Annotated in this window: 16 protein-coding genes; 2 read left to right on the top strand and 14 right to left on the bottom strand. The window is 44.2% G+C overall.

Going from position 1 to position 21767, the window contains the following annotated elements:
* The first annotated feature begins 55 nt into the window (after positions 1 to 55).
* Together CS948_RS05600 and CS948_RS05605 are read left to right on the top strand one after the other, a co-directional pair.
* Complete coding sequence (locus tag CS948_RS05600; protein WP_099290727.1) at positions 56 to 757, top strand: response regulator transcription factor; 702 nt, start codon at positions 56 to 58, stop codon at positions 755 to 757.
* Between the two features lie 6 nt (positions 758 to 763).
* Entirely contained in the window at positions 764 to 2131 is a 1368-nt protein-coding gene (locus tag CS948_RS05605; protein ID WP_099290728.1) for a sensor histidine kinase KdpD, read from the top strand.
* Here the strand turns inward: CS948_RS05605 and CS948_RS05610 are convergent.
* From CS948_RS05610 to CS948_RS05670, 14 genes are all read right to left on the bottom strand, one after another.
* Positions 2128 to 3024 (bottom strand): lysophospholipid acyltransferase family protein, encoded by an 897-nt coding sequence (locus tag CS948_RS05610; RefSeq protein WP_099290729.1) that lies wholly within the window; start codon positions 3022 to 3024, stop codon positions 2128 to 2130. The two genes, CS948_RS05605 and CS948_RS05610, sit on opposite strands and share 4 nt — an antisense overlap.
* Before the next feature lie 237 nt (positions 3025 to 3261).
* Complete coding sequence (locus CS948_RS05615) at positions 3262 to 5649, bottom strand: zinc-dependent metalloprotease (RefSeq protein WP_176554937.1); 2388 nt, start codon at positions 5647 to 5649, stop codon at positions 3262 to 3264.
* A 13-nt stretch (positions 5650 to 5662) separates the two neighbouring features.
* Entirely contained in the window at positions 5663 to 8146 is a 2484-nt protein-coding gene (locus tag CS948_RS05620) for a zinc-dependent metalloprotease (protein ID WP_099290731.1), read from the bottom strand.
* Positions 8147 to 8179: 33 nt separating this feature from the next.
* Complete coding sequence (locus CS948_RS05625) at positions 8180 to 9115, bottom strand: hypothetical protein (protein ID WP_141560888.1); 936 nt, start codon at positions 9113 to 9115, stop codon at positions 8180 to 8182.
* Between the two features lie 4 nt (positions 9116 to 9119).
* A complete protein-coding gene (locus CS948_RS05630; RefSeq protein ID WP_099290733.1) occupies positions 9120 to 10685 on the bottom strand; it encodes a RagB/SusD family nutrient uptake outer membrane protein in 1566 nt (521 codons plus the stop codon).
* Positions 10686 to 10695: 10 nt separating this feature from the next.
* Positions 10696 to 14355 (bottom strand): SusC/RagA family TonB-linked outer membrane protein, encoded by a 3660-nt coding sequence (locus CS948_RS05635; protein WP_099290734.1) that lies wholly within the window; start codon positions 14353 to 14355, stop codon positions 10696 to 10698.
* Between the two features lie 109 nt (positions 14356 to 14464).
* A complete protein-coding gene (locus tag CS948_RS05640; RefSeq protein ID WP_099290735.1) occupies positions 14465 to 15619 on the bottom strand; it encodes a FecR family protein in 1155 nt (384 codons plus the stop codon).
* Positions 15620 to 15864: 245 nt separating this feature from the next.
* Positions 15865 to 16008, bottom strand: a complete 144-nt coding sequence (locus CS948_RS21610) for a hypothetical protein (protein WP_176554938.1) — start codon at positions 16006 to 16008, stop codon at positions 15865 to 15867.
* A 414-nt stretch (positions 16009 to 16422) separates the two neighbouring features.
* The gene (locus CS948_RS05645) at positions 16423 to 17007 is read right to left on the bottom strand and encodes a sigma-70 family RNA polymerase sigma factor (protein ID WP_099290736.1); all 585 of its coding nucleotides are present in this window, start codon (positions 17005 to 17007) and stop codon (positions 16423 to 16425) included.
* Positions 17008 to 17064: 57 nt separating this feature from the next.
* The gene (locus tag CS948_RS05650; protein WP_099290737.1) at positions 17065 to 17667 is read right to left on the bottom strand and encodes a rhomboid family intramembrane serine protease; all 603 of its coding nucleotides are present in this window, start codon (positions 17665 to 17667) and stop codon (positions 17065 to 17067) included.
* Between the two features lie 9 nt (positions 17668 to 17676).
* Entirely contained in the window at positions 17677 to 18315 is a 639-nt protein-coding gene (locus CS948_RS05655; protein WP_255301880.1) for a murein L,D-transpeptidase catalytic domain family protein, read from the bottom strand.
* 59 nt (positions 18316 to 18374) lie between these two features.
* Positions 18375 to 19295 carry a L,D-transpeptidase gene (locus tag CS948_RS05660; RefSeq protein ID WP_255301869.1) on the bottom strand — a complete coding sequence of 307 codons (921 nt, stop codon included), beginning with the start codon at positions 19293 to 19295 and terminating at the stop codon, positions 18375 to 18377.
* Positions 19296 to 19426: 131 nt separating this feature from the next.
* On the bottom strand, positions 19427 to 19882 hold the full coding sequence (locus CS948_RS05665; protein ID WP_065218712.1) for an ATPase: 456 nt from the start codon (positions 19880 to 19882) through the stop codon (positions 19427 to 19429).
* 42 nt (positions 19883 to 19924) lie between these two features.
* The gene (locus tag CS948_RS05670; RefSeq protein WP_176554939.1) at positions 19925 to 21760 is read right to left on the bottom strand and encodes a V-type ATP synthase subunit I; all 1836 of its coding nucleotides are present in this window, start codon (positions 21758 to 21760) and stop codon (positions 19925 to 19927) included.
* Positions 21761 to 21767 lie beyond the last annotated feature (7 nt).

The raw sequence follows: 21767 nt of genomic DNA on the forward strand, positions 1-21767 counted from the left end.
CGATATCCCGTTTATTTTCCTTAGATTTGTAGAAACATCAGGATACAGCGTGGTTATGGACAAAGAATTCAATTTCATCAAAAGAAAGAATATTCTGGTTGTCGACGACGAACGGCAATTACTGGAACTCATCGAGAGTATTCTCCGCGGGGACGGTTTCACCTCCATCACGACCGCAGGCACGGCAAGCGAGGCACTGAAGTCCTGCAAACATTCCTTCCCGGATATTGCCGTGCTTGACGTGAACCTGCCCGACGGTGACGGTTTCTCGCTGATGAAGGAAATCCGGCAAATGAAGGACATCCCCATTCTTTTCCTCACGGCACGGGATAAACCGGAAGATATGTTCATGGGACTGGACGCCGGGGGTGACGATTACATGACCAAGCCTTTTCTTCCTAAAGAGCTTCTCTCGCGGTTGACGGCAATCCTGCGCCGCTCGTACAAAAATGAAAAGACCGTGGTGGAACTGGCAGATTGTACCGTTGATTTCGACAAGGCAGAGGTGAACAGGCAAGGCAGGATATTCCCACTGACGGCACGGGAACACGCTATACTGGGCGTACTGTACAAATCGGCGAACCGGGTGGTGACGATCGACACGCTCTGCGAAGAGGCATGGGGCGACAACCTGTACGGGTACGAGAACTCGCTTATGGCACACATCAGGCGTATCCGAGAGAAAATAGAAGACAACCCGTCCGCCCCGGTTTCCCTCATCACGATCAAAGGGCTAGGTTATAAACTCTTAATATAGTGCGCCATGAACGACCTGCAACATTCCATTAAACGAATCGGGAAACGGGTGCTAATCGGTGCCTTCCTGCTAATCACGATAAACGTGATCGTGTATTCACTCGTCGTTCACTATTACCTCAAGGCAGGCGGCTCGCAACCACCCGCGCAATTCATACGGAAGATTGCGGACAGGTTGCAAATAAACGACAACAATTTCCAACTCGATTCCTTACTTCTGGTGCAGATAAGAGAGCAACAGATGTGGGTGATGCTGCTGGACAACAAGAAGGGGAATATCCGCTGGGCAGTTGACCTCCCGAAAGAGATTCCCGACACGTACACCCTAAGCGATATTTCCTCTATGGCAAAATTCTACTTGAAGGACTATCCCGTGGTGACATGGAAAAAGGACGACGGGCTTCTCGTGGCGGGTTACCCGAAAGACAGTTACGCACGGTATAATAGTATGCAGCGGATAGCGGAAGTGAAATTTTTTCCCGTCCTCTATATCATGCTTATTTTCGGGAATATATTCGTGTTGATACTTGTCTACGTGTTTATCGACCACCGGATGTCGCGTTCGCTGAAAGGGGTACTCAGGGGCATACAAAAGTTGTCTAACGGGGAATCCGTTCAAGTAAAGGAGAAAGGGATGTTTGCCGACGTGGCATCCTGCCTGAACCGCACTTCGGGTATATTGCACAAGCGTTCCGTGTACCGGGAGAACTGGATAGCGGGTGTGTCGCATGACGTGCGTACTCCCTTGTCCGTGATTCTCGCACGGGCGGGCCAACTGGAAGAGGGGAATTACTCCCCGGAAGAAACCCGGGAACAGGCACTTTATATCCGGAATCAAGCTCTTCAGCTACGGGAACTGATTGATGATCTGAATTTATTTTCCCAACTGGAAAACGGAACCCGGACACCGCGGAAAGAAACGTTCCACCCGGTAACTTTTTTCAGGCAGACCATCGCCGCTTTTCTCAACAATGAACCTCGGACGCAACGTTACCAAGTGGAGACAATCATCGCTCCCGGTATGGAATCCGCCGTCCTGCACGGGGATGCACGTTTACTCGCGCGGGCAATCAATAACCTGCTTTACAATAGCATCCGACATACCCCGGAAGGGACGACATTGACATTGAGCTTGAAACATAAAAAGGGACGGTTCTGTTTTACCGTGGCAGATAACGGGGACGGGGTTTCTCCCGAATACTTGCGGGAACTACAAACTTTGGCGCAAGGCAGTCTGCCGGATGTACTTCCGGGACAGGAACACGGATTGGGGTTAAGTATAGTGTGCCAGATCGTGAAGATGCACAAGGGAGAAATATTCTTTTGCGATTTACAACCTCACGGGTTCTCGACAGAGATCAGGTTACCGGACTAACGTTGTTCCGCGGGGCGTTTGTGTTTCCAGCGCCGATGCGACCAAAGCCAGTATTCGGGATTTTCACGGATAAACTTTTCCAGCATGCGGGTATGCATACGGGTAAGTTCTCCCGGTTCCAAGTTTTGCGGATCGGAACACAGGTCATAAAACTCGGCGTGATAATAACCGCGTTTCACTTTTCTCATGTTGAGATACACTACCGGTTGGTTCAATTTGCGGGCAATTTTCTCCGTTCCCTCCATCACGGGCGTATCTTGATTCAAGAAAGTAGTCCAGAAATTCAACGAATGTTTATTCGGGGTTTGATCGCCGATAAACCCGGTCATGCATATTTTCCCCTCTTTCTGGTTACGCAACATCACCCGTAACGTGTCGGCTTTCGCGAGAGGCGTTGCCCCGAAGCGACTTCTGATCAAATAGGTCATCCGGTCGAATACCTTGTTGTGTATGGGTTTATAGATCGGGATTAACTCGATGCCTTTTTCCCACAGTTTATAAGAATACATCATCTCCCAATTGCCGTAATGACCGGCAAAGACTATCACGCTACGTCCTTGCTCGAAATAATGATGGGGTACGTCCAAGTTCATCATCACGCAGCGCCGCTTGATTTCAGCCTCCGATATGTGCCACAATTTGTAGAACTCGGCAAACATGTCACACAAGTGCCGGTAATAACGCCGGGCAATACACTTTCGTTCTTCCTCACTCTTCTCCGGGAAAGCGTTCCGCAGGTTCATGTCGACCACCCCGCGACGATACCTGATGCCATAATATAAAACAAGAAACAATATGTCCGTCACCCAATACATCATGGGCAACGGGAAGAAGCTTGCAATCCACAAGAATCCATATCCCGCGTAAGAGCATAAACAGATTAATAATTTCATTCGAACGCTATAAGTTTCACACGCATTTTGACTTGTTTTCCTACCACAAGTTTCTCAAAGGTAGCAAAATTGTCGGCATTCCGAAATATATCAATTTCTATTTACGCTTTTTCCATGTAATTTATTGTTTATATATACAAGGCAGAAACAGGCTATTCGCCTGAAGGCAGTGAGTAATCAAATAGATGTGGCAAATCCGGTTCCCAACCGGTAAAACCGAAGGGAACCGGAATCCGCTTACTTCGTTATCGAAGCAATCAATTTCATATCCTGTTCAATACGGTACATCATGGCACGGTAATGATCACGCATACGGCTGTCGGCATGTTGTTCGGACAATGCCTTTGCCTGATCGTGAATGTCATTCACCCAAGCGATCAGATTCGTCCCGTAGGTCGACAATTTGTTGCTATTGGTAAGGACGGCATTTTTCACCAACAAGTCCATGAAGCACATGATAAATATATTTTCCGTGTGACACTCGAAGCCGGACAGTACCGTGTTCTTGTCAAAATCCTTGAATAACAAACGACGTATATCCCGCCAGTATTCAATCAGGTTGTACGCTTTATCGCCCTCGACACGAGAAGCCAACTCGATATTCCCGATCACCTTGGGGTTTAACAAGTACGAGAACACGATCTCCTGCAAACCGAAACGCACGGCTTCCGGACCTACCCCAAATTCTTTGGCAAGTACCTCATCATACATCCAAGATTGAGGTGCGGCAAATACATACTCGGCAAGGAACGCCAACGTATTTTGCTGCAATTCTTTAGAAGAAAAGGCTTCCCCTTTTTCCAGAGTCATGCGGCAGCCGATGTTTTCCATCACTTTGTATACCAGATTCTGGTACAACGAACCTAAAGCTGTCGCTCCTCCCTGCGCGTACACCATCCAATCGTCGTTCTTCTTGTCGGCAGAAGCGGAAAGCTTGTTCAGATTCTTGATAAAGCGCTCCATGTTACGGACTCCCAAGCGTGCGGCCTCTATTTTATCCGAAGACAAATCCGAAGGCAAAGCCCGAAAATCGTAACTCGTGTTCTTCATGTAAAGAAGTGCCTTATCTTTCAAACGACGATCCGTGAGGTCTTTCAATAATTTCCTGTCAGTATTGATATCCTTGCTGTTCGGGAACAACCGGTAGCCCCACTCGATAGCCCAACGGTCATAAGCACCGACTTTACAGCCGACTAATTCATCCGTGGTCATCCTGTCCTCGGGCTGTGCCGCGAAGTTGTAGGAACAATCATCCAACACGGAAGCCGAGAATCCGTTCTTTTTCACGAAATTACGGTCACGAATCTGCGCAGGTGTGTAAGCGTAACTACCCGCGTAGTTGGGAAGTAATCCCAAAGCGAGTCCCACTTGTTTTGCCACGAACATACGAACGATAGCACCCGCCACCCGCGGATCAAAGTAATTCTTTTCCAAACGGGGGTCTACCCCGGCACAGCGGGCGAAATAGGTTTCCAAGTAGCCCCCCAGAGTAACGTGATTCAAATTCACGTTGCAAGCCAGTATCTCCCCGGTACGAATATCCCGATCGAAAGAAGTGGAGTTGCTACCCGCGTTGATACTATACGAGATCACGGCACGGGCGGAAGTCATCTCGTCCTCGTCCTTCGCCACTCGCACTTGAATGGCGTTTTTAAATCCCGCTTTCTCGAAAGCGGATTGCCATTGCAAAACCCCTTCTTTGGCATATTTGATCAATTCTTTCGGAAAATACGCGTCCAGATAGAACACGATCGGTTCTTTCGGCTCGGTCAGAATACCCTTGGCGTAAGCGTTCATGTCCTTGGGTTCGAGGTTCCATTTGGTAACGATGGTTCTTTTCTTCACCCCGTAAGGATTCGTGCCGAAATCGTAGTAATTCAAGGTTTCGTACCCCACACGCTCGTCGGCATAGCGCACCCGCATACGCCTTTCGGGTAACAGATCCACGTGACACTCGATGCCCGCCACGTTCTGATCAACAATCCACGTCAACTTGAATTTCACCCCGTTCCGTTTCTTCAACACCTCGTTCACGAAAATCATCTCGCCTCCCCCGGATTGCTTGTTACCCTTGAGGGCGGCACTCGTACCCTCGTCCGAGAGTTTATACCAATCGGCAACACCCTTAATCTGGTTCGTGATCTCGATAATCACCCCGGCGGAGTCCTTCCCCCAAGCCACGATCGGGTAAACCGCTTCCACGGGTAAAAGAGTTTCCTCTGCCAGTATGCGCTCCAACTCGGGTTGCTTCTCCGAAGCCACCATGCCATTATACTCGCTGTACATGTACAGTTTATCTTTCGGTCCTTTCTTGAAACACACCACCCCGGCAGATTCCTGCCCCGAAGCTCTCACCCCGATACCTTTCAACATCTGACCGGAGATAAAAATATCTCTCCCAAGGTATTCGTCAGCGATCTCCATGTAATACTTATCGTCCGCCTCGTACACGGGGAAAATAGCGTCCACCCGTTTCATTCCTTCCTTGAAGAATTTGTCAAACGACATGGGGCCTTTCTTTGTTTCCGCGGCAGGCTTCTTCTCTTCCGGGGCTTTCTTCTCCTGCCCGATACCCGATAAGGACACCAGCAGGCACAATGCAATGAACAATATATAACTTCTCATCATAACCTCACTTTTAATATATAGCATTCTTCTCTCCCTTCAACCACCCCCTTATCGTTTTCACGATCGCATCAGCGTGCATCCGGGCGGACTCGTCTTGCGTCTTAACGGCATAAGCCTCTGCCGCCTTTGCCACGCTTTCCATTTGCAGGGTGAATAACGTCAACAGGTTGGTCGTTTTTCTCACCTCAGAGTAATTCGTGATCACCATTACCTGACGGATGTATTCCATTTGAAGGTCCCGACGAGAGGAAGGTATTTCACCCCCGTTTTTCAACTCGGAGAATATACCGTCTTCCATATCCCGGAAGAACTCCTCGGGAGTGTAATTCCCTTCACGCCCGTACAACTCCACGCAAGTGGTAAGGAATGCAGATTTCGGCAACAAGTTTTGGATCACGAAACGCTGGATACTGCTCCATGTTTTTAACCCGTCGACTTCAGCCAATCCCGTGATACGTTTGTCAAATAACCAGTCGGGTCTGTTGAACACGTGTTTCGCGAGGAAGTCCATAGCCTCCTTTTGCCGTTCGAGTTCCACCATGCTGGAACCCGTCCCGGGCTCCGACCGCAAGGGAGTTTCACTGTAACGACCTGCCACGTTTTTCAGCACGTGCGTAACGAAATACATGTATTGGTTCAATACCCCGTTGTATATCATTTTCAGGTAGGTAGCCTCATCGTCATCACCTTTCGTCCACGCTTCCAGATTATTCATGATCAATTTCAAGTTCTTGATACCGTACTCGCTTGCCTTCATGCTATTGTCACCCAAGTCCTCGGACTGCCAGCGGGGATCGGACATATCCAATTCCGTTCCGAACCAGTATTTCGGGTTTTCCTTGTATTTCTCCCCCACCCATTTTCTTAAATAAGCGGTTTCCTCGTTCAGCTTCATCCCGGGGAAATAACGATATCCCCACTCTATGGCAAATTCATCATAGATTCCGATACCGGGAATCAAATCTTTCGTGTCAATCTTGTCTTCCGGCTGGGCAATATAGTTCATACGCGCATAGTCCATGATAGAAGCGGTATGCCCGTGTTTCTTCACAAATTCCCTATCTCTCAACTTCTCCACGGGATAAGTACTGCTTGCCCCGAAATTGTGGCGCAGTCCTAAAGTATGCCCTACCTCGTGAGCCACAACAAAACGCATCACGTCGCCGATTACCTCTTCCGGCATCGGGTATTGACGCACCCGGGGATCGGAAGCGGCAGCTTGGCAGAAATACCATTGTTGTACCATAGCCATCACGTTGTGGAAGATTCCGATATGAGAACAAAGTATCTCACCGGAACGGGGGTCTGCCATATGCGGACCGTAAGCGTTCGCTACCAATGACGCCTTGTAAGAGATCACTGAATAACGAATGTCCTCGATAGAAAAATCCGGGTCTTCTTCCGGCGTGGGAGCCATCTTGCCGATAATGGCGTTCTTGAAACCGATCTTCTCGAAAACAGGCTGCCACAAGTTCACCGCCTCAACAAAGTAAGGTTGCAGGAATTTCGGGGTGTTGCGATCGATATAAAACACGATCGGTTTTACCGGCTCCACCAATTCCCCGCGTTTGTATTTCTCCATATCTTCCGGTTTCGGTTCCAAACGCCAGCGGCTAACCATGCTGATACGTTCCGATTTGTAAGGATTCGCCCCGAAATCAACTTTCCCGTACGCGAAATATCCTACCCGACTATCCTCGAAACGCGGACGCATCGGTACTTCCGGCAACAAGGCAATGGATACCCCGATTTCCCAACGCGTGGGAGGAGTCGGCTCACTTCCGCCTTTCGGGTACGCCGGACTGGGCGGCAAGGCTCTCGAACCCGCGGAATAACTCTTCACGGAACGAAAGATGATGTTATTCTTAAAAGTGCTGATCTTGGTCATGTAAGAACGATCCGCTTGAAAAGAACCCAATCCCATCTTTTTAGCAGACGCTTTCAACGAGAACAAGTCATTATCCCCCGTCACGGCAGTCGTCACATCCAGCAACAAGGAGTTTTCGCCCTTCGCCTTCACGTCGAACACGTACAACACGGGAATCAGACTCGCATTCTTTACCGTGTTGTATATTCCCATCGTTGTGTCCGTCACGGCATAGCCGTAAGTGGGCTTTTTCACGAACACCTTGTCCTTGGGTCCCCGCTCGAAACTAATAATCGTGTGGGTCAAGGCATCTCCCGGGTAACCGTACATTTGAGTAGGGGTCGGCTTCGGATTCTCCGACCCCTTGATGATTGAAATCATGGATACAAATTCCCTCTCCATCATATCATCGGGAATTTCCATGTAATACTTGTCATCCTGCACGTATACATTGAACATCCCTTCATGTACCTCCGCTTCAGATTTTATAAACTCCGAAATAGCAGGCAATCCCTTCCGTTTCGTCGAATCCGCCTCTACTTTTTCTTTCTCTTGGGCAGAAAGTACAGGCACACACATCCCTAAATAGCATATAGTGAATGCTATTAATCTACATACAATTTTCATACTGTGATATTTATTAATTATTTCCTATTATCTCTATTTCAACCTTTCTATAATTTCTTTTATAAGACCATATTTTTTTAGGACGTGTGGTTTATCCCCATAGATTTCTTGCACTTGCGCCTCCGTGAAACCTAAATACAAAGCCACATAATCTTTCACATCTTGATCCCGTGAAGGGAAATAATATAAATTTCCTTCTATAATTTCCTTGTCTTGAGCCGGTTTTAAGAAACCATACTCTTCACACGGCACATAAAAAGGGTTATATGGGCTCGTATTATTAATATCCACCTTTTGTCCATAACCATAAAATTGATTTACATCCTGCGTCAAAACTTTAAAAAATTTAGCATCAAGATCGGCTTTATAATCGGAATAAATATCTGAAGCAATAGGTGCAGCCAAAACTTCACCTCCGAAAAGTCGTTTTTCTGAAGTGGTCATTTTCTTGATATCACTCAACTTTCCAATAGCAACGGCTGTCATTCCCGCGTATGCAGCAGAGGAATAACGAATTTGTCCGGTTGCAAGCCCTTGCCACAAAGTATCAACTAACAAATAACTTCTCGGGGCAGGAACATAATCCGGCAGTTTTGGTAATACATAATCTCGTAGAAATTCAACACCATCCATGATATCTTCCCGATTTTCTGACAATGAATACTCCACGACTTTAGCATCACTCATTCCACCCAAAATCGTATAATTCAATTTAATTGTTTCGTAATAAATGACAGGATTTCCAAAAGCATCTTTCTTTTCCCGTGTCCCCACCGTATCTGTATAGAAAATAGGTACTTTATATTGTTCGTATACCCCAAAGATGAAGTGATCCAACGGATCATCCGGATTATCGACATTTACCCACCAGTTGTTATCCTGTGAACTTGGAGTCAAGTCATCTTCTCCACTACAAGCCACCACGCACATCGATACAACAAATCCTAATACGTATATTATCTTTTTCATAGTCTTAGTTATTTATTTTACGATCTTCTCTCTCATTTTGTACTAACGCACCATTATTATATGTCATGGCATACTCGGGGATCGGCAACACGTAAGCCGTTTCCTCGTTATATTTTTTCAACCTATAATTCCCGGTAAATTGATATTCATTTCTTTCATCCCCCATACCGGTACCAGAGCCAGCCCAACGGTCATAATGCGGGTGAATAATCTCTTTTGTAAAAGGATGTGTTGCAGACACGGCATAACGTCGCAAATCAAACCAACGATGCCCTTCGAAACATAATTCTCTACGACGTTCATCCCGTACAAAAGTGATATAATCATCTCCTGTTTCAATCACAGATTGCAAATCAGCAACCTTGAATCGATTGCCTCTCAACTCTTGAAGACATGCTTTAGAGTCATTCTCCCGTCCTAACATGGCAAGTGCCTCAGCCTTATTCAATATCACTTCCGGGTAACGTAACAGGAACATATCGGACACATATCCATCCGTATTCTTATTTTTCAACTTGATACAACGGAAAGTACCGTCTGTAGTACCATCCACACCCGGCATCCTTGTCGGAGTGAGATAAACACTTTTACGCAAATCCTTCGCATCATATATTTTCAACAAATCATCCGACACCACCCAACCATAATGGTAGTATGGACTATAACTTGTTTCGGACATGATAAAATCCATACTGTAAGTTCCTTGCGAAAATATTGTTTCGGGAGAACCAGCATACGTACTACTTTTTGATGCATCAACCATATTAAAATCCAAACAAGAGTATTTATCCATAAGCATGATTGAATCACATTGAGCTACAGCATTTTCCCAACGCTCCATGTAAAGATACACTCGACTCAACAATAGACGGGCTGCAGCCTCGTTTGCCTGATAAACAGTAGTTTGTTCCACTCCTTTCAAAAGAGGGATAGCTTGTTTCAAATCATTCTCTATAGACTCGAAAACTTCTTTTACCGTATTACGAGAATAATACTTATCTTCAATATATTCAGTCAACTTTAAAGGTACTGACAAATCCGTGGCAGCCGAAGCCTCCCGGTAAGGAAGTCCGTAAAAATTCGTTAACAAGAAATAAAATCCCGCACGTAAAAAAAGAGCTTCTCCTTTTATCCGGTTACGTTCCTCTTCCGGATCATCTAACATATCGTCAACTTTAGGAATAACCACGTTAGCTATAGCAATGCGTGCATACCAATCTTTCCACGCAGGATCATCAAATGTTTTTCCCTCGTATTGGAACGGATTCTTTGCCCAATGATGAAACTCTTCAAGTTGATATACAGCCCCAGTGTATTGTTGTTTGCGATCCGGTTCGATAGCATCGTCATCCATAACATGAAGCCATGGACAAGAAAAACCATTATCTCCAGTCATCGTGAAAGCTGTTGACACATTTTGCTTAATGTATCCATTCCCGATAAGTAATTCTTCCAAGTCGGCACAAGAAGAGGCATATGTCAAATCCTGAGAATAATCTTCCAAGAAATCACCACACGAAATGGTAAACAATCCTAAGCACACGACCCAATATAATATTTTCTTTTTCATAACTCTAAACTTAAAAAGTGATGTTAATACGACAAGAATAAGTAGGACGAAGACTCATGTTAATTGTATTTGCCGACCCGGATTGAGTTGCAGGATCTTGTCCTTTCAATTCTTTAGCACTAATTGTAAATAAGTTTGTTCCCGTCAATTCAAAATAAGCCGCTTTTAAACGCAATGCTTTCAATACTCTTTCCGAGAAAAGATAACGAAAACTCACGGAAGATAATTTCAAATAATTACCACTCACAACGCGTATATCCGAGTTATCATACATCGACCAAATATTATCCGCAAAAGAATAAGAATACCCAGACCACCAGTTGGAAGCAACAGACGAATGGAATGCCTCTCCAGATAAAATACCCGGAATATTCGTGTAGGCCTCATCTCCCGGATTTTGCCAACGTTTTAAAAATTCCCGACGAGCATTCTCGTGTGGCTGCGGAGCAATCGTACCGTAAGCCCCATTCACATTCGGGTATAATTTTAACAAACGTATCTTAGAACCAAAACTATAAGCCAAGTTAAAGGCTAATACGCAACGTTTATATGACAATTTATTGGAAATACTTCCTTGTAACGTCGGCACCCTACATCCGGAATAATCCATCACGTATTTATACACGTCTTCTTTATCCATGTCTGCGAATTTTTCCTTATTCTCCATTTCCACATTATAAAACATGGGACGACCATCAATTGGATCCAATCCTTTGAATTTATACGAGTAAAAAGAATCCAACGGACGCCCCGGAATTTCCACGTTACCAGACAAATAATCAGCATATTTCACTTCATCGCGAATTACCTTTTCTTGATTATTAATCGCTTTGGCAATCAATTTATTCAATACCTGACCAATTTGCGGGTCTATACTCCAACGGAAACTATCAGTCCCCCCCTGCGGGTTAAAGGGTACGAAATTCAAAGCAAACTCCCATCCCTGATTTTCCAAGGTGCCTTTATTCACCATATAATTGGTAACACCATTAATCTCAGAAATTGTTTTACTCAAAAATGCGTCTTTTGTCTTTTTGTAATAGTAAGCAACAGTTCCTTTGATTGCATCATTCAAGAACGAGAAATCCAATCCGACATTAAAAGAAGCCGTTTTTTCCCATTTCAAATATGGATTAGGGAATGAACTTACCGTCGATTCGTATTTCCCAAATTGCGTGTTCATAGTTCCCTTCTTTATAATCAACTCGGGCGTTTGCGAATCCAACATATTTCCCTGATAACCAAAAGAAAGACGCATCGCTAATAAATTTACCCAACCACGATTGGCAAATAAATCATCCTTCATATTCCAACGTCCCGCAATAGCCCAAATAGGTAAGAATTTATCGTTACTCTTGCTACCAAATTTATTGGAAGCATCTCCACGCATGTTAAAAGTCAACACATAACGATCCCTATAACTATACGATGCCGTGAAATAGCCAGATATCATGTTCGTTAACGAATTTGTACGTTTCCCTAACGCAGCTTCATCATTAGCCAACCATTCAACGTACGTGGGATAAGCAGTCACGTCCACGGGGGCGTAAGACTCTCCTCGTTCCGGCATATAACAACGACGTGTTTGCGAAAAGCCGCGATAACGTGAAGAAGAAAGTTCTCCTCCCACAGAAGCCGTAATCATATGAATACGGTTTTCATCCAAGAATTTATTAAAGTCCAATTGCAAACGAGCCGTATAAGAGTTATTTCGAGAATCTAACAATTGTAATTCTCCTCCATAAGGCATATAATTTGCCTTTTTACCTTGTTCCGTGAATCCTGCATCTCGCAAGCAAGCAGCATAAAAACTCTTCTCCCCGAAATAAGTTTCCTCGTTCGTATTACTAACCTGATAAGACAAAGTTGCTGAAGCCTTTAAATAGTCTGTAAATTTATAATCAACAGAAGTATTTACAGATACCGAATTCGAACGAATCTCGTCTGAAGTATTTTCTATTTCATTCAAAATACTGAAAGGATGTGTAGAAGTAGAACCTCCTTCCAATGTGGACGTTCTATCGTAATAAAATAAAGTTCCATCTTCATTATACGCCGGAATTGTTCGAGAGGTATTGAAAGCATAACTAAACATACCTACATCTGATGGCGTATATTTTTTCTCGCCGACATTCGCTTGAAACGCAAAACGAGCAGAGAAACGATTGTAATTAGCAGTCAAATTCAATGCCGCTGAATACGCTTTATTTTGTTCTCCCTTATTAACCCCCTTCTCGTCATTAAATCCCAAAGACCCATAATAACGAATATTTTCAGTTCCCCCAGAAAGACTCAACGTATGTTTATGAGAAAAAGCATCCCGAGTCAACAAATCAAACCAATCCGTATTAACTGTTTCGTAGCGATCCACCGTCTTTTGGAATTCATCATAATTCATTCTTCCATTCCAGAAATCATAAATTGCAGCCTCGTAACCAACCCAAGAGTTTAATGCAGTAAATTTGATTCCTTTCTCCACCAATTCACGGGAAAAAGCTATACGCTCTTTAGAATTCATCACGTTCACTTCCCGATCCGTGTACCTCGGACGGCGGGATAAACTTCCTGTAAACGAGTAAGAAATAGACAGAGGTCCCACCTTACCCTTCTTCGTGGTAATCACAATCACACCATTAGCAGCACGCGTACCATACAATGCAGTAGCAGAAGCGTCCTTCAACACGTCGATTTGCTCGATATCATCCGGGTTCAAACCTGAAATAGCATTACCCAACAAATTCACGAAATCCAAATCATTAATCTGCGAGGGGTCAACATTCACCGGATCATGCAAAATGATACCATCCAATACCCAAAGCGGTTCACGAGATCCCAACACGGTGGAAGAACCCCGGATACGTAATTTCGGAGCTGCACCCACCTGACCGGAATTTTGCATGAAAATCATTCCCGGCACACGCCCTTCCAGCATCTTATCAATAGTCGAAATTCCGGCGACATTAATATCATCGGCTTTTAACGTGGTTACAGCACTCGTCAAATGACGTTTATCTATCTTCTGGTAACCAGTAATTACCACTTCCTCCATTTCTGACACGTCCTCATCCATCACGATATCCAACTTCTTGCCCGGGGTATATTTCACCTCCTGCCTTTTCATTCCCACGAAAGAGAATATAAAAGTCACCGTATCCTGTGGCAACGTGATCTTAAAATTCCCGTTCACATCGGTAACCACCCCCACGGAGGTACCTTTAATTAACACGGTCACCCCCGGCAGAGGATTCTTTTGCCTATCCTTCACGGTACCGGAAATCGATTTACCTTCTTTCTTTTCTGGCTCATCTTTTTGCTTGTTCACGATATAAATAATATCGTTCTCAAAGAAATAGCGCAACGAAGTATTTTTAAACACCTCATCCAATACCTCTTGTACTTTCCTGTTATCCGCTTTCACGTCGAAAGCTTTCAAGTTCTTTACATGCTCTTCATTGTAAATGAACCGTAATCCTGTTTGTTTCCATATTTCCTGACACAGCGTGTTCACGTCACATTTATGCAAGTCAAGGGAAACAACCTGTCCCTGCGAGTAACTGTTTGCCATTACCCCGGAAATAAAAAAGAAACAAAAAATCATCAACAGTCGCATAATTTTCAAAGTCTTTGATTTTTTAACGCTAAAAACAGCGTATTTCCAATTAGATTTCATAGATTTGTTGTTAAAGATTACACATGGTGAATAGGGATCCGCTTGCCAATGGACCTATTCATTTAACTTTTGAAAGGTGAAGATGGGGAAACATCTTCATCTTTTTTTATTACAACTTACTTATAAATACTGTATTTCCTTTCACTTTAAAACGAGCGTCCGATATCTTCTCGAAAGAACGGAACAACTCCTGTACATCCTTATATCGTTTCAAATTACCGGATAAATGCACATCACGCAAACCTCCGTTTTGATAGAACACATCCAAACCGTACCATCTACTCAACTTATCCATAATCGAACCCAAAGATTCGTTCCGGAAGATAAAATCTCCGTCTTTCCATGCCACGTACGGCAGTACATCGACATCTTCGACCTTTATCCCATCTTTTGACTTATCAAATATACCTTTTTGATTTGGTTTTAACAACACCTCTTTTCCACCTTGATTCATACTCACGGAACCTGTCACAAGAACAGTCTCCACCCCATCATAGGTATTCACGTTAAATTCCGTACCATAGACTCTGACTGCCACATCATCTTCCATCTGTACGATAAAGGGCATCTCTTTATTCTTTGCCACATCGAAATATGCCTCTCCTTTCAAATAAACCACCCGCTGCATTCCATTAAACCGTACCGGGTAAAGCAATTCCGTTTCGGCATTCAACCACACCCGCGTTCCGTCTGACAATGTCAAATTAAACTCTCCCCCCCGTGGAATCAACAAACGATTCATCACTTTCTCCGCATCTTTTTCCAAAGTTTCATCCTCTCGAACAGCTTGATAAGAAATACTACCCGTTTCATTCACTCGCACTGAAGTTCCATCCCGTTCCTCCAATTGTCGGGTTTCCATTCCCATCTCGACCTTTTCACCCGAGGATAATACCAGTATTGCCTGAGGCTTTCCCGGTTGAATCGATATTTCCCGTGCCATTTGTACCGGAACTTCCGTCGTGCGCCAGAAAAGAACACCTCCCACACTCAACGCTAAAACCAATACAGCCGCCACGCTATACCAAACACGTATATTCAAATTCTTTTTCAATTTCCGACGGAAAGTATTGAAATCCGGTTGTACCTCACGAGCATATACGCTCCACTCCAAAGCCAAGTGCACTCGCTGGAACTCCCTAAAATACTCCCGGTTACGCTCACTCTCGGCTAACCATATCTCCACGTCTTCACGAACGATTTCATCCGCTTCGTCCAAGAGATACAAGAGTAATTTTTCATCTATTTCGTTTTGCTCCATCATAGTCGTGATATTTTTCAACTATAATACAGTTCAAGAACAAAAATCATTGACTCGAAAATAAACTTTTTTCAAAGAAAAATAATTCACACAAAAATACACACTCGAAATCAACACATTACAAAAATCATTTTTCTCAAATATTTTCTTCTATTTCCTCCTCGACCGACAGAAATCGCCTTCCACAAATAAAGAGATAAGCAAGTAATTATCTATTTATCCCTTTTTACATTCTTAATATTTTCCTTTCAAAGACCTTCGGGAAGGTCTTTGAAAGGAGTTTGAAAGGAGTTTAAAAGGACTTTGTTCCCTATCTTCACCGGCACAACTCCCTGTTCTCTCCGGAAATTCATCATGCCCACCAAACTTTTGCATCGTATTTCTATTCTCATCATTTTCTATTTTTAAATTAACGATACAAAAATATCCTCCCTTCCTCTTGTCATCAACCAAATGACACAGACAGCCAAATAACTTTATGAACACCCCAAAATTTGACACTAACCTCATCTTATTCGTAACGAATACTTACTACCAAACATTGCGATGTATTCTATCCTCGACCTTGATTTCCTTTTGCTTGCAGATAGAAGATTTATTTATAAACACTATCCGTTGTAATCCCATGCATATCCCGTGGAGAATAGGGATTATTCTCGCTTAAAAGCCGGTACAAAGCCGATGTAAAGCCGCTCGGGAGCATCTTTATACCGGCTAAACACCTTGTATAATAAGACATTAACACGGAAATTCAATAAGATATCCACGTATCTTCCATGCTATTACCTACTATTAAGATATGGGACTCACGTGATTTCCAATAATCTTTTTTCAAGAAAAAATAAATACACCGCAATATCACCCTCTTTTTCAGTTGTTTGCCTGAGCTTTTTTAACGCTTTTACCAGAAGAGAATTTACTGTCGAAACCGAAATACCCAATTCATCCGCCACCTCTTTATATTTCATTCCCTTCAAATACACGCTTCGAATAATCTCTTGTGTTCTGGGCGGCAACTTCCCGATTTCCGTTTCCACCCGCCGGAAAACCTCGTCCTCGAAACTATCATATTCTTCCCAAGGACTCTCGTAACGTGCCACGTCACAAGCCCGCCTTAACGGATCTATTCTATCGAGCTGGTTCAAAGCCAAGTTACGCACGGAAGTAAACAAATATGATTTCAGTGTATCAGGCTGTAACTTATCCGCAAACGACTTCTCCCACAATTTAACGAAAAAATCCTGTACCACATCCTCCGAACGCTGAGTATCGTGCAAAAAAGTAGCTGCCCAAACCACTAGCGGCTTGTAGTATTCTTTAAAGAGAAGCTCCATTCCACCTATCTTCCGCTCTTTCAGCAACTCGCAAATCTCTTGGTCACTCACTCGCATATCCCATTTTTTGCACTTGAGTTACAAATATAGAGATTTTTATTCTCTAAAAACCGATTAGTGCCTTAAAAGTTGCTGTATAAATATCTGCAACAACCCGGGTTCCAGTAATATCGGGAAAATAAAACCATACACCGCCCCGTAGAAATGGGCATTGTGATTGATATTATCCCCGCCCCGCTTCGCCATGTACTGGCAATACCATAAATAAACGAAACCGAACACGATACCGGGAATAGGAATCGCGGCGAATAAATAAATCTTATCCCAAGGATTCAAGAATATGGCGGTAAACAACACTGCCGATACCGCCCCCGAAGCCCCGATAGAAGTATAATATCGATTATCCCGGTATTTCCATAAATCATATAGAGAAGCCGCTATCATTCCACCGAAGTACAGAAGTAAAAAACTACCCCCGCTAAAGCCCAAATACCCGAAAGCACTCTCCACGTACTGACCGAAAGAAAGAAACGTGAACATATTCACGAACAAATGCACCCAATCCGCGTGTACAAACCCGTGAGAAATAATACGGTACCACTCCTTAGAGTGTATCATACGGTAAGGCGAATATGACAGCTTGTTAAATAACGAATCATTGCTAAAACAAGCTATTGATACCACCACCGTGACAATAAGTATAGCGTAAGTTATCATATCCAATATTTAAAAAATTTTCCTATCCGTATCCCCGGCAAAAGCGGTTCGCTCGGCATAAGTCTTGTCATCCCCGTGAATATATAAAAGAGTTCCACCCTTTATCGTGTCAATAATCTTTTTACACACCGTCAGCGGTAAAGCCGGACATCCCAAGCTGCGTCCCAATCGACCGCACGACCGAATAGTGGACGGATCAGCATAGGCAGCCCCATGCATCACTATAGCCCGTTCTTTCGCGTTATCATTTATTCCTTTTTCCAATCCGTCAAGAATCAAGGAATACCCGTTCTTCCCGTAATAAGTATTTTCCGTCCGATAGAAACCCAACGAACTCTTGTAAGAACCCTCTTTATTGGAAAATGAAGTAGCGTACTTTTCCCCGCTGTTTCTCCCGTGCGACACGTATGACACGTAGAGTAACTTCTTCAATCTCAAATTAACCACGTACAAACGCTTCTCGGTAGAAGGTTTCGAGAAATCAATCAAGGTGAGAATATCCTTCGCCAATGAATCGGTTTGATTATACCCGGCAATCGCTCGTTCAAAAAGAGCATAATCCACGATACCCTCCAAACCAATCTCGTGATAAAGCGTTTTGCTATTCACGGGCAAATGCCTTTCTGCCGCAACACACGGTTGCGCCATCCAACAAATAATCCCGACAAAAAAAAGCGTCAAAAATACACGCATAACTATCATTTACATTAATCAAACACGATCACCAATGTCTTCTCCACCTCCGCCCAATCATACATGAACTTGGCATGTGACGTGGCATTTCTCACGCACATGTGCGACCTTGGCGTTGTCCCGAGCGACCAACTGAACTCTATCAACTCGTTGTGAGGGTAATTCACCGGTACCCCGTGTAAATAAGCTCCCCCTGTAAACCGGATAGCGTATGGTGCAAACCCTCCTTCTTCCGCCGACCCGTCCTTCAAGAACAACATCTCCGACAATTTCTTTTGAATGAAATAAATTCCCGGGGGTGTCGGCTGTTGATAAGGCGGTCTGTTAGCTCCCGTTGTAATCGGATTCATACTCCGCACCAACCACGTGGCTCCATCCTGTTCCAAAGTTGCTATGTTCTGGTTCGTTCGGTCAACAAATATAACTTTTTTAATTGAAAGAGGACCTATCAGCTTCATGTATTTTTTAGGCACGTGCCACACGCCACCGAAAGTAGCCGGGATAATCTGGAAATAATCAGCACTATCGCTGATCACGGAAACGTAAGCCCCGTCCCGACCGTAACGGAATGGAACTTTCACGTTACCTAAGCTGTACAAAGGAATTCCTTGATAACGATTTACCCCGAACGTATCCCTAATCTGCTTGTATTTATTAGTCATATATTTTTCTGTCAAAGGGGCTTCACCATTCTGATTTTTATAATTCCTTAACACGCCATACCCGTCATTCCGCTCTTGAAACGTCACGAGTGAATCCAAAAATGCCGAAATCTTATCCCACTGGAAACGTCGCTCCTGCTTCCCGTATTTATACGTGTCCGACAAAGTATGCCGGTCATACAACAACTTCTTCTTTATCTCGACGGCATGCGTTTCCACTCCCAACCACATGAAAAGTAGAATCAAGCCGTAACGTTTTATCCGAATCATCATTATTCAACATTTATATTTCAATAATGATGATACGTTAAAAAATCACATTTTGTTATCATGAAATAATAAAACGGGGACTTACACACGAAGTCCCCGTTTTTCAGATATAATTAAAATCTATACTTTGATACTTATGCAGGAATCAACCCCGTGATCAAGATCAACACCAACAATCCCAAGATAGCATACAACTCCGGGAACACGGCCAACACCATAGTAGTACCGAATACGTTATAACCGCTACCGATAGCCACGATACCGTTGGCACATACTTGAGCCTGACGGATAGCAGAGAAGAATGCCACCAAACCAAGACCTAACCCGGCACCGAAAATAGCTGAAGCAGGTCCCCAACCCATATCCACGTTCGTCAAGAAGCTACTCAACAGGAAGTATCCCACGAATCCGTACAAACCTTGTGAAGAAGGTAAGGCGGACAAACCGATATACTGACCGGAAGCGGTCGGATTTTTCTTCAACGCCCCCACGGCTGCATTACCGCAAATAGTAACCCCGTAAGCACTACCGATACCTGATAATGCCACCATCAACGCAATACCTAAATAAGCTAATAAAATTGGTTCCATAATTCTAATCTATTTAATTTGTTATTTTTATAATCTTTGTTTTTAATCATTTACTTTTTTTCTGAACGGCTCGTATTGCTTACCACCACCTTCAAATCCGGCATTCTTGTAGAACTCCACGAAAGTCAAACGCATCGGGTGCACGAACGAACTGATCATACACAAACCGAAATTTATCGAGTGACCAATAATCAAGATCAGAAATACCGCAATAAATTTTACAACGGCAGGTAGACCGTCCGTGAGTTGGAATGCCAACGTGTTGAACACTCCTCCCAAAATACTACCCGTCAACCCGATAGCGAAAAGACGGATATAGGAAAGCGTGTCCCCCAGCAATCCGGTAGCCATGTTGTACGTTCCCCACAACCCGGAGCCGAAATTCGTGAAAACTCCCTTTCCCGGAGAGTTGTAGAAGTAGATCGTGAGCGCACAGAGTCCCAAAAGCACGTACAACACGTACTTCAAAACCTCCGGAATCACCACCTTCAACATCGGCAACCCGATCAACACTCCCAACAAGAGAATTGCACCGACCCAACCTAACGTGGAAACCGCATACTTAAACCCGAATTGTTTCGTCAACCGAGCGGCATTCAAACACATTCCGTAAAGAATCTGAATAATACCCACGGCAACAGCGATAATCATCATCGGATTATAACCTCCCAAATATTTACCATAGTTCGCTTCTGTCAGGAACAACGATTTCACACCGGCAAGCCAAGGCCATTCCACGCTATCCAGAGCGATACCGAAGAACGAACCCGTTAATAACCCGACAACAACCGTCATGAGTCCCAGATACTGCCCCAACACGAGGTATCCTTTTATCGCGGGAGAAGCCTTTCGCCCGATGATAAAGCACACCAACCAGATAATCAACCCGTATCCGCCATCCCCCATACACATTCCGAAGAACAGCATAAAGAACGGAGCAAGGAAGGGGGTCAAATCCAATTCCTTGTATTGCGGCAAAGCAAACATCTTCGTTACCGGCTCAAATAATCTTGAATAAGCGCTATTCTTCAACTGCACGGGAACATCATCCTCGGGTGTAGGTCTGGTAAACTCGAAATACACATCCTTCGTTTCGAGGAAACTTCTCATCTCTGCTTCCTTCTCGACGGGAATCCATCCTTCCAATGCAATCACCTTTTCGTCCACGAACGTCTGCACGGCATCCTCCACTTTCAATTTATCCGCCATCTCCGTGATCTGTAAACGATACTTCTTCAAACGTGCAATCGCGTCTTGGGAAATCGCATCCAACTCTTCGCCGATCTTTACCGATTCCTCCCGTAGCCCTTTGATCTGTTTTTTTAACTCATCTTGGGTTGCTTGAGGGAATATATAGGGATCCGCTTCCAATTCCACCTTCATTCCGGCGGGAGTAACCGTGACAAAATACTTTTGCCCCATCATCTCGCTAATGACAACAGCATCATACGTCGCTTCCCATTCCGGTTGAAACTTCTGTTCCGCCACGGAAAAGAAATGAAATTCCCACCCAGCGGCTTCCAACTTCTGAATCTTCTCCCGGGAGAACTGTCCCCACGGGCGATAAGCGGCATAGTCTTTCTCCAACCCGACCAATTGCTGGTCGATTTGTTCCTGTCTGCTATACAAACCTTCCAGATATTCCAGCAAATGCTCGTCGTCAGCCTTTACCTTCTCGATCTGCTCCACATCGTTCCGACTCTGCATATGCGTGATCATCTCTCCGGCACGTTTAATCAACATCAACTTAGCCTGAAGATCCGTATCTTCTGCCGATCGTTCCGTATTCTCGTGAATATGAACCATTCCCTTTTCCCGGAGTTCCCCGAGAAACGTCTGATATTCCTTGTAAAATATCAACAGGGATAATTTCATCATAGGTACT

Origin of the sequence: Butyricimonas sp. Marseille-P3923, assembly GCF_900184685.1 — a bacterium.
GTDB classification, from domain to species: Bacteria; Bacteroidota; Bacteroidia; order Bacteroidales; family Marinifilaceae; genus Butyricimonas; species Butyricimonas muris.